Source organism: Curtobacterium sp. MCLR17_059 (genome assembly GCF_003234665.1).
GTDB classification, from domain to species: Bacteria; Actinomycetota; Actinomycetes; order Actinomycetales; family Microbacteriaceae; genus Curtobacterium; species Curtobacterium flaccumfaciens.
Map to the genome: position 1 here is coordinate 179,241 of NZ_QKSU01000008.1, position 7,994 is coordinate 187,234.

The following is a 7,994-nucleotide window of genomic DNA, read 5'->3' on the forward strand; positions in this document are numbered from 1 at the left end:
CGAGGCCCTCCACCGCATCGGACACGCCGCCCGGGCGCGCCGCGCCCCGAGGCCCCCGTGTCAGTACCCGGCGACCGGGTCGACGACGCCGACGAAGCCCTCGCCGTCGCCCCCGAGGAACGCCGCGGCGTTGAGCCGGACGCGCTCGGCGAGCAGCGGTGCGACCATCTCCGGGGTGTCGGCCTGGTGCGGGGTGATGACCGCGCCGGGCTCCGACCACAGCGGGTGCCCGTCGGGCAGCGGCTCGGGATCGGTGACGTCGAGGCCGACCGCGGCGATCTCCCCCGCGCGCAGGGCGGCGACCAGTGCATCGGTGTCCACGAGGCCCCCGCGGGCGATGTTCACGAGCCGGGCGGACGGCTTCATGATGCGGAACTGCTGCTCGCCGAAGAGCTTCGCGGTGCCCGAGGTCATCGCCGCCGCGATCATCACGACGTCGGCGTCGGGCAGGACCCGGTCGAGCTCGTCGGTGGTGACGGTCCGCGCGGCTCCGGGCACGGGCTCGGGCGAGCGGCGCACGACCGTGACGTCGACGTCGAACGGCGCGAGCAGCCGGAGGTACTCGAGGGCGATCCCGCCGGCACCGATCACGACGACGTTCCGCCCGTACAGCGAGACACCCTCGGGCTCGGTCGCCCACGACGACGCACGAGCGCGCTTCTGCAGGACCCGGAGCGTGCCGAGGGTCAACGCCAGCGCGTGCTCGGCGACCGGCTCCGCGTAGGCACCCTTGGCCGAGGTGAACAGCACGCGGTCGCCGTGCTCCTGGATCAGGTGCGCGAAGGCGTCGACGCCGGCGAACGGCAGCTGCACCCACCCCACCCCCGGTGCCGACGACAGCGCGTCGGCGAGGCCGGCCGGGTCGCGGGGGTCGAGCCAGACGACCCCGCGGGTGTCGGCGTCGAGCGGCGCGACGGTGCCGCCGGCCTCGGTCACGGCGTCCACGTGCAGGTCCGTCGGTTCCGGCAGCACGGCGACCGGCCCGGGCTGCGGAGCGTCGATCGGCAGCGGTGCACCCGACGTGGGGACGACGGCGCGGTGGCCGCGGGGGCGCTGGTCGGTGGTGCTCACGCGTTCTCCTGACGGTCGGTGCGCGGGCCGGTGCCGGCGGCGAGCGGACGGCGCGGCGCGGACGAACGGCGGGCCGTCGTCGGTGCCGGACGACGCTTCACGCCGCGGGCCGCGGTCGAGGCGAGGGTCTTCACGTAGGGGTCGACCGGGTTGTCGAGGACCTCGTCGAAGGTGCCGAGCCCGACGAGCCGGGCATCGGCCATCACGGCGACGCGGTCGGCGAGGGCGCGGGCCTCGCGCAGGTCGCTGGACACGACGACGGCAGAGAACTGCCGGCCGCGCTGCAGGGTCGCCAGGGCCTCGAGCACGGACTGCCGCACGAGTACGTCGACGCCACGCGCCGGTTCGTCCGCGACCAGCAGCTGGGGCTCGAGCACGAGCGCCTTCGCCAGGGCGACACGCTGACGCTGCCCGCTCGAGAGCTCCCAGGTGTTCAGGCGCATCGCCCCGAGCGGCAGGTGCACCGCGTCGAGCAGCCGGGCGACGATGAGCCCGGCCTCGCGCCGGTCGAACCGGCGGTCGCGGGCGTAGATCGGCTCGGCGACGGCCTCGCCGACGGTCAGGTCCGGGCTGAGCCGGTCGGCGCCGTCCTGCGGCAGGTACCCGATCCGGCCGCTCAGCCGTTCGAGCTTGCGCGACGAGGGACGGAGGCCCCGGGTCTTCTGGCCGAGCACGGTCAGCTCGCCGCCGACGATGTGCCGACGGAGGGCGCCCTCGCCCTCGCCGTGGGATCCGAGCTGGCCGGCGATGGCGGCGGCGAAGGTCGACTTGCCCGATCCCGACTCACCGAGCAGGGCGAGGATCTCCCCCTGCCGGACCGTGAGGCTCACGCCGTCGACGGCCCGGATGGACTCGCCCCCGCGTCCGCCCCGGTACTCGATCGACACGTCGTCCGCGACGACCGCCGGTCCGTTGACCGCGATCATGGGTCCCCTTCCACGCCGCCCCCTGGCGGCGGTTCGCGACGGGCCGCCCTGGCAGGTCCGTCGTGCGTGCAGCAGTGGAGACGACCGCCCTGGAGGCCCGGCGTGCGTCGACGACGCTGGGCGGGCCTCCAGGGCGGGTCACGTCGGGTCAGGACCCGACGTTCTCCAGTCGCTCCAGCGTACGCCGTCGCTCCGCCTGCTCGGCTGGGTCCGGCACCGGCAGCGACGCGAGGAGCCGCTGCGTGTAGGGGTGCTGCGGCGCGCCGAGGACCTGCGCCGTCGTGCCCGTCTCGACCAGGTCGCCGCGGTACAGCACCGCGATCCGGTCGGACAGCGCGCCGACGACCGCGAGGTCGTGGCTGATGAACAGCGAGGCGAAGCCGAGGTCCTGCTGCAGCTCGAGGAAGAGCTCGAGCACCCGGGCCTGCACGGAGACGTCGAGCGCACTCGTCGGCTCGTCGGCGATGAGCAGCTTCGGCCGGAGCGCGAGCGACCGGGCGAGCGATGCACGCTGGCGCTGCCCGCCGGAGAGCTCGTGCGGGTAGCGGTCGCCGTAGGCGGCCGGCAGCTGCACGGCCTCGAGCAGCTCGTCCACCCGCTTGCGCGCGGCACGGGGGCTCGAGACCTCCTTGTGCACGACCAGCGGCTCGGCGACGCACTCGGCGATCGTCAGCAGCGGGTTGAACGAGGTCGCCGGGTCCTGGAACACGAAGCCGATGTCCTTGCGCAGGTGCTTGAAGTCGCGTTCGCGGTACCCGAGCATCTCGGCGCCGAGGACCTTGAGCGAGCCGCCGGTGACCTTCGTCAGGCCCGCCATGGCCCGGCCGATGGTGGTCTTGCCCGAGCCGGACTCCCCCACCAGGCCGAGGACCTCACCGGGACGGATCGCCAGGTCGACGCCCTTGACCGCCTTGAACGCCGGCGAGCCGAGCCGCCCGGGGTACTCGATCTCGAGTCCCTTCGCCTCGACCAGCGGCGTGACGTCCTCGGAGATCGCGGCGCGCCGGGCCACCCCGGTGGACGCCTCGAGCCGAGGGACCGCCGCGAGCAGCCGCTTGGTGTAGTCGGCCTGGGGCGTCGCGAAGAGTGCCGTCGCCGTCGCTTCCTCGACGATCTCGCCCTGGTACATCACGGCGACGCGGTCGGCCAGGTCGGCGACCACGCCCATGTTGTGCGTGATGACGACGATCGCGGTGCCGAACTCGTCGCGGCACCGGCGCAGCAGGTCGAGGATCTCGGCCTGCACCGTGACGTCGAGTGCCGTCGTCGGTTCGTCCGCGATGATGACGCTCGGCTCGAGGGCCAGTGCGCTCGCGATGACCACGCGCTGCTTCTGCCCGCCGGAGAACTGGTGCGGGTAGTGGTCGACGCGGGTCTCGGGGTCGGGGATGCCGACGCGACCGAGGTAGTCGATGGCCTTCGCCCGTGCTTCCTTCTTGGACACGCCGCCGTGGGCACGGAGCCCCTCGGCGATCTGCCACCCGACGGTGAAGACCGGGTTGAGCGCGGTCGACGGCTCCTGGAACACCATCGCGCCGGCGGTCCCGCGGAGCTCGCGGAGCTTCTGCGAGCCGACCGACACGACGTCGGTGCCGTCGAGCAGCACCGCGCCGCCGAGTGTCGCCGTCTCCGGCATGAGCCGCAGCATGCTGCGGGCCGTGACGGACTTGCCCGAGCCGGACTCGCCGACCAGGGCGAGGACCTCGCCGGGGCGGACGTCGAGGCTGACGCCCTTGACCGCGTCGACGGCGCCGCCGTCGGTCGCGAAGGTGACGGTCAGGTCGTCGACGACGACGACCGGCTCGGTGGTGGTGTCGCCCGGTTGCAGGCGGGTGGTCGGGGTCATGCGCCCGTCCCTTCCGTGTCGTTCCCGGCGGTGCGCGGTGCCTCGGGGTTGCGCGTGTCGCGCGTCGACACGAGCTGCTTCAGGCGTCGGCGTGCACGCAGGCGGGGGTCGGAGATGTCGTTCAGGCTCTCGCCGATGAAGGTCACACCGAGCACGAGCACCACGATCGCGACACCCGGGTAGACACCGGTCCACCAGACGCCGCTCGCGACGTCCGAGAGTGCACGGCTCAGGTCGTAGCCCCACTCGGCGCCGGACGTCGGGCCGATGCCGAACCCGAGGAAGCCGAGGCCGGCCAGGGTCAGGATCGCGTCGCTCGCGTTGAGCGTCAGGATGAGCGGCAGCGAACGGGTCGAGTTCCGCAGGACGTGACGCGTCATGATGCGCCACGGGTTCGTGCCCATCACGCGCGCCGACTCGACGAACGCGTCGTTCTTCAGCCGGACGGCCTCGGCGCGGACCACGCGGAAGTACTGCGGCACGTACACGACGGTGATCGAGATCGCCGCCGCGATGATGCCGCCCGAGTAGCTCGAGTTGCCGCCGGAGATGACGATCGACACGATGATCGCGAGCAGCAGCGACGGGAACGCGTAGATGGCGTCGGCCACGACCACCAGGACGCGGTCGAGCCAGCCGCCCAGGTACCCGGAGACCATGCCGAGCAGGACGCCGACGATGATCGAGACGATCACGGCGACGATGACGACGAGCACGGCCGTGCGGGCGCCGTAGAGCACGCGACTGAACACGTCGAAGCCGCCGACCGTCGTGCCCCAGATGTGCTCGGCACTCGGTGCGCCGGTGCGCGGGAAGCTCTGCCCGTCCGCGCCCTGCAGCTGGCCGAAGCCGTACGGGGCGAGGAGCGGTGCGAAGACCGCGACGAGCAGGTAGAGGGCGCAGATGACCACGCCGACGATGAGCATGGCGCGCTGCCAGCCGGTGCTCCGGCGGAGCTGGACCACCACGGGGAGCCGCTTCCAGAGCGGCTCGTGGCGGTCGACGAGGGTGGTGTCGGCCATCGTCAGAACCTCACTCTCGGGTCGATCAGGGCGGCGACGACGTCGACGATGAAGTTGGTCACCGCGACGATCACCGCCAGCATCGCGACGATGCCCTGCACCGCGACGAAGTCACGGGCCGACAGGTACTGGTTGAGCTCGAAGCCCAGACCGCGCCACCCGAAGGTCGTCTCGGTGAGCACCGAGCCGCCCAGGAGCATCGCGATCTGCAGCCCCATCACGGTGATGATCGGCACGAGTGCCGGACGGAACGCGTGAGTGCGCACCAAGCGCGACTCGCGCACACCGCGGGACCGGGCGGCGTCGACGTACTCGGAGCCGAGCGACCCGATCATGTTCGCGCGCACCAGGCGCAGGAAGATGCCGGCGGTGAGCAGGCCGAGCGTCAGCGCGGGCAGGACGGCGTGCTGGAGCACGTCGCCGATGACCTGGGCGTTGCCGGTGCGGAGCGCGTCGATGATGTAGATGCCGCTCGCGCCGGGGATGCCGTCCAGGATGAGCGACACCCGGGTCGAGGCCCGGTCGCCGAGGGGCAACCAGCCGAGCCACACCGAGAACACGAGCTTGAGCAGCAGACCACCGAAGAACACCGGCGTGGCGTAGGTCAGGATCGCCAGCGCGCGGAGCAGCACGTCCGGCCACTTGTCACGCGTGTACGCGGCGAGCATGCCGAGCGGGATGCCGAGCACCAGCGCGACGATGAGCGCGTAGAACACGAGCTCCGCCGTCGCACCGCCGTACGTGACGATGATGTCGGTGATCGGACGGTTGTCCGTCGACGAGGTGCCGAAGTCGCCGCGCAGGATGTTGCCGAGGTACTCGAAGTACTGCACGAGCACCGGGCGGTCGTACCCGGCCGCGTGCAGGCGTTCCTGCAGCTGGCTGGGCGTGAGTCGACCGCCGACCGACGCGGTGATCGGGTTCCCGATGACGCGCATCAGGAAGAACACGAGCGTCACCAGGATGAAGACGGTCGGGATGATGAGGAGGAACCTGACGAGGATGTACCGGCCGAGTCCGCCACCACTGTTCTTGGCACTGCGTTGTGCCTGTGGCTTGGTGGGATCGGTGCCGTTCACGTCCTGCGTCGCCTCGGGAGTGCTGAGGGTCACGGGGTGTGTGCCTTTCGTCGCCGTTGCACAGGCACGCGGGCGTCCCTCGTGGGAACGCCCGCGGCCTGCACGTGGGGCTTGGTGCTACTTGCTCAGGGTGGCGTACCGGAACTTGAACGAGGCGTCGAGGGTCAGGCCCTTGACGTCCTTGCCGGCGACCGCGACGGACTTGCCCTGCAGCAGCGGCAGCGTCGAGATCTGGGTGGCCTCGCGCTCCTGGGCCTGCTCGATCAGGTCAGCACGCTTGTCCGGGTCGGACTCGGCCTGCTCCTTCGCGATGAGGTCCTGGATCTCCGGGTCGTCGTAGTGGTTCTGGACGAAGTTCTCCTTGGTGAAGAACGGCGACAGGTAGTTGTCGGCGTCGGAGAAGTCCGGGAACCAGCCGAGCTGGTACACGGGGTAGGCGTCCTTGGTGCGCTCCTGGGCGTAGGTCGTGTAGACCGTCGACTGGATGTTGACGGTGAACAGACCGGAGTCCTCGAGCTGCTGCTTGAGCAGCGCGTACTCGTCGTCCGAGGCCGAACCGTAGTGGTCGGGCGCGTACTGGATGTCGAGCTGCACCTTGCCCTTGACGCCGGCGTCCGACAGCGTCTTCTTCGCCTTGGACACGTCCGCGCCGCCGTCGCCGTCGCCGTACATCTCCTTGAACGGCTGGACCGCGCCGGTCAGGCCGTCCGGGACCATCGAGTACAGCGGGGTGAAGGTGTCGTTGTAGACCTCCTTCGCGAGCTGGGCACGGTCGACCACGTCGGCCGCGGCCTGGCGCACGGCCAGGGCCTTCGCCTCGTCGGCGTCGTCCTGCCCGGTGCCGAACGGCTGCGTCTTGAAGTTGAAGACCACGTAGCGGATCTCGCCGCCGGGGCCGTCGGTGACCTTGAGGGAGTCGTCCTTGCGCAGGTCCGAGATGTCGGTCGGCGTCAGGGAGCGGTACGCCACGTCGACGTCGCCCTTCTGCACGGCGAGCTTGAGGTCGGTCTCCTTGGTGTAGTAGCTGGCGGTGACCTCGTCGGTCTTCGCCTTGCCGAGCAGGCCGTCGTACTTCGGGTTCGTCTTGTACTGGATCGTGTCGTTCTCCTTGTAGGAGCTGATCTGGTACTGCCCGGCGAAGGCCTTGCCCTTGACGATGTCGTCGGCGCTGGTGAGTTTCGTCGCGCTGAAGACGTCCTCGTCGACGATCGGACCCGCGGGGCTCGAGAGCACCTGCGGCCAGGTCTGGTCGGCGTGGTCGAGGTTGAACACCACGGTGGTGTCGTCCGGGGTGTCGATGCTCTTGAGGTTGGCCAGCAGCGACTGCGGACCGTTCTCGTTGTTGATCTTCAGCTCGCGGTCGAACGAGAACTTCACGTCGCTCGACGTGAGCTTGTTGCCGTTCGCGAACTCGAGCCCGTCCTTGAGGGTGACCTCGTAGGTGGTCGGGTTCGTGAACTCCGCCTTCGTGGCGATGTCCGGCTCGACGTCCGGGCTCCCCACGGGCGTGTTCATCAGGAACGGGAACACCTGGTTCTGCACGGCGAAGGAGCCGTTGTCGTAGGAACCGGCCGGGTCGAGGGACGTGATCTTGTCCGTCGTCCCGATGCTCAGGCCGTTCAGTTCGGTGTCACTCACGCTGCTGCTCGCGCAGCCGGTCAGCACCAGCGCCGTCGCTGCTGCACCGGCGCCGAGCGCGATGCCGCGCTTGCCCCACTTGGTCACGGATGCCATGTCCGCTGCCTCTCTGGTCATGATTGCAAGAGTCCTGAGCCGGAGGGTGGAACGTCTGTGTGCCCGGCCAGGAACGCTCATTGGTATCACCCTGTCACGGAACAGAACGAACCGGGGGCGATTTGTTTACACCGCTGTAATGCACGGGCCCGCCGCGTGATGCATGATTCCGCCGGAGTCGAGCGGCGCGTCACGCACGAAAGTTGCGTGGTGCAACCGAGGCGGTCTGGCACTCGAAAGCGCCTGTCGAGCGACGGTTCGTGCGATCTCGGCCGCCCAGCCGGGAGCCCCACCCCGCGTCCGCCGCGCCCCCTCG

The 7,994-nt window shown here is 70.5% G+C and carries 6 protein-coding genes; all 6 read right to left on the bottom strand.

Annotated features, from left to right (window positions below):
• Positions 1–60: 60 nt before the first annotated feature.
• On the bottom strand, positions 61–1,071 hold the full coding sequence (locus DEJ12_RS12690) for a D-isomer specific 2-hydroxyacid dehydrogenase family protein (protein WP_258370577.1): 1,011 nt from the start codon (positions 1,069–1,071) through the stop codon (positions 61–63).
• Complete coding sequence (locus tag DEJ12_RS12695; RefSeq protein ID WP_110864664.1) at positions 1,068–1,997, bottom strand: ATP-binding cassette domain-containing protein; 930 nt, start codon at positions 1,995–1,997, stop codon at positions 1,068–1,070. Before DEJ12_RS12695 ends, DEJ12_RS12690 begins: the two co-directional genes overlap by 4 nt.
• 148 nt (positions 1,998–2,145) lie before the next feature.
• Positions 2,146–3,843: an ABC transporter ATP-binding protein gene (locus tag DEJ12_RS12700; protein ID WP_110864663.1), complete on the bottom strand. Its 1,698-nt coding sequence runs from the start codon at positions 3,841–3,843 to the stop codon at positions 2,146–2,148.
• Positions 3,840–4,865 carry an ABC transporter permease gene (locus DEJ12_RS12705; RefSeq protein ID WP_111030259.1) on the bottom strand — a complete coding sequence of 342 codons (1,026 nt, stop codon included), beginning with the start codon at positions 4,863–4,865 and terminating at the stop codon, positions 3,840–3,842. Before DEJ12_RS12705 ends, DEJ12_RS12700 begins: the two co-directional genes overlap by 4 nt.
• A gap of 2 nt (positions 4,866–4,867) precedes the next feature.
• The gene (locus DEJ12_RS12710; RefSeq protein ID WP_372439454.1) at positions 4,868–5,977 is read right to left on the bottom strand and encodes an ABC transporter permease; all 1,110 of its coding nucleotides are present in this window, start codon (positions 5,975–5,977) and stop codon (positions 4,868–4,870) included.
• Positions 5,978–6,061: 84 nt separating this feature from the next.
• A complete protein-coding gene (locus DEJ12_RS12715; protein WP_071405356.1) occupies positions 6,062–7,678 on the bottom strand; it encodes an ABC transporter substrate-binding protein in 1,617 nt (538 codons plus the stop codon).
• Between the last annotated feature and the right edge of the window lie 316 nt (positions 7,679–7,994).

Bases quoted from the DNA above. Each gene is read 5' to 3' on its own strand.
- DEJ12_RS12695 (WP_110864664.1), bottom strand. From the start codon at position 1,997: ATGATCGCGGTCAACGGACCGGCGGTCGTCGCGGACGACGTGTCGATC.
- DEJ12_RS12700 (WP_110864663.1), bottom strand. From the start codon at position 3,843: ATGACCCCGACCACCCGCCTGCAACCGGGCGACACCACCACCGAGCCG.
- DEJ12_RS12705 (WP_111030259.1), bottom strand. From the start codon at position 4,865: ATGGCCGACACCACCCTCGTCGACCGCCACGAGCCGCTCTGGAAGCGG.
- DEJ12_RS12715 (WP_071405356.1), bottom strand. From the start codon at position 7,678: ATGGCATCCGTGACCAAGTGGGGCAAGCGCGGCATCGCGCTCGGCGCC.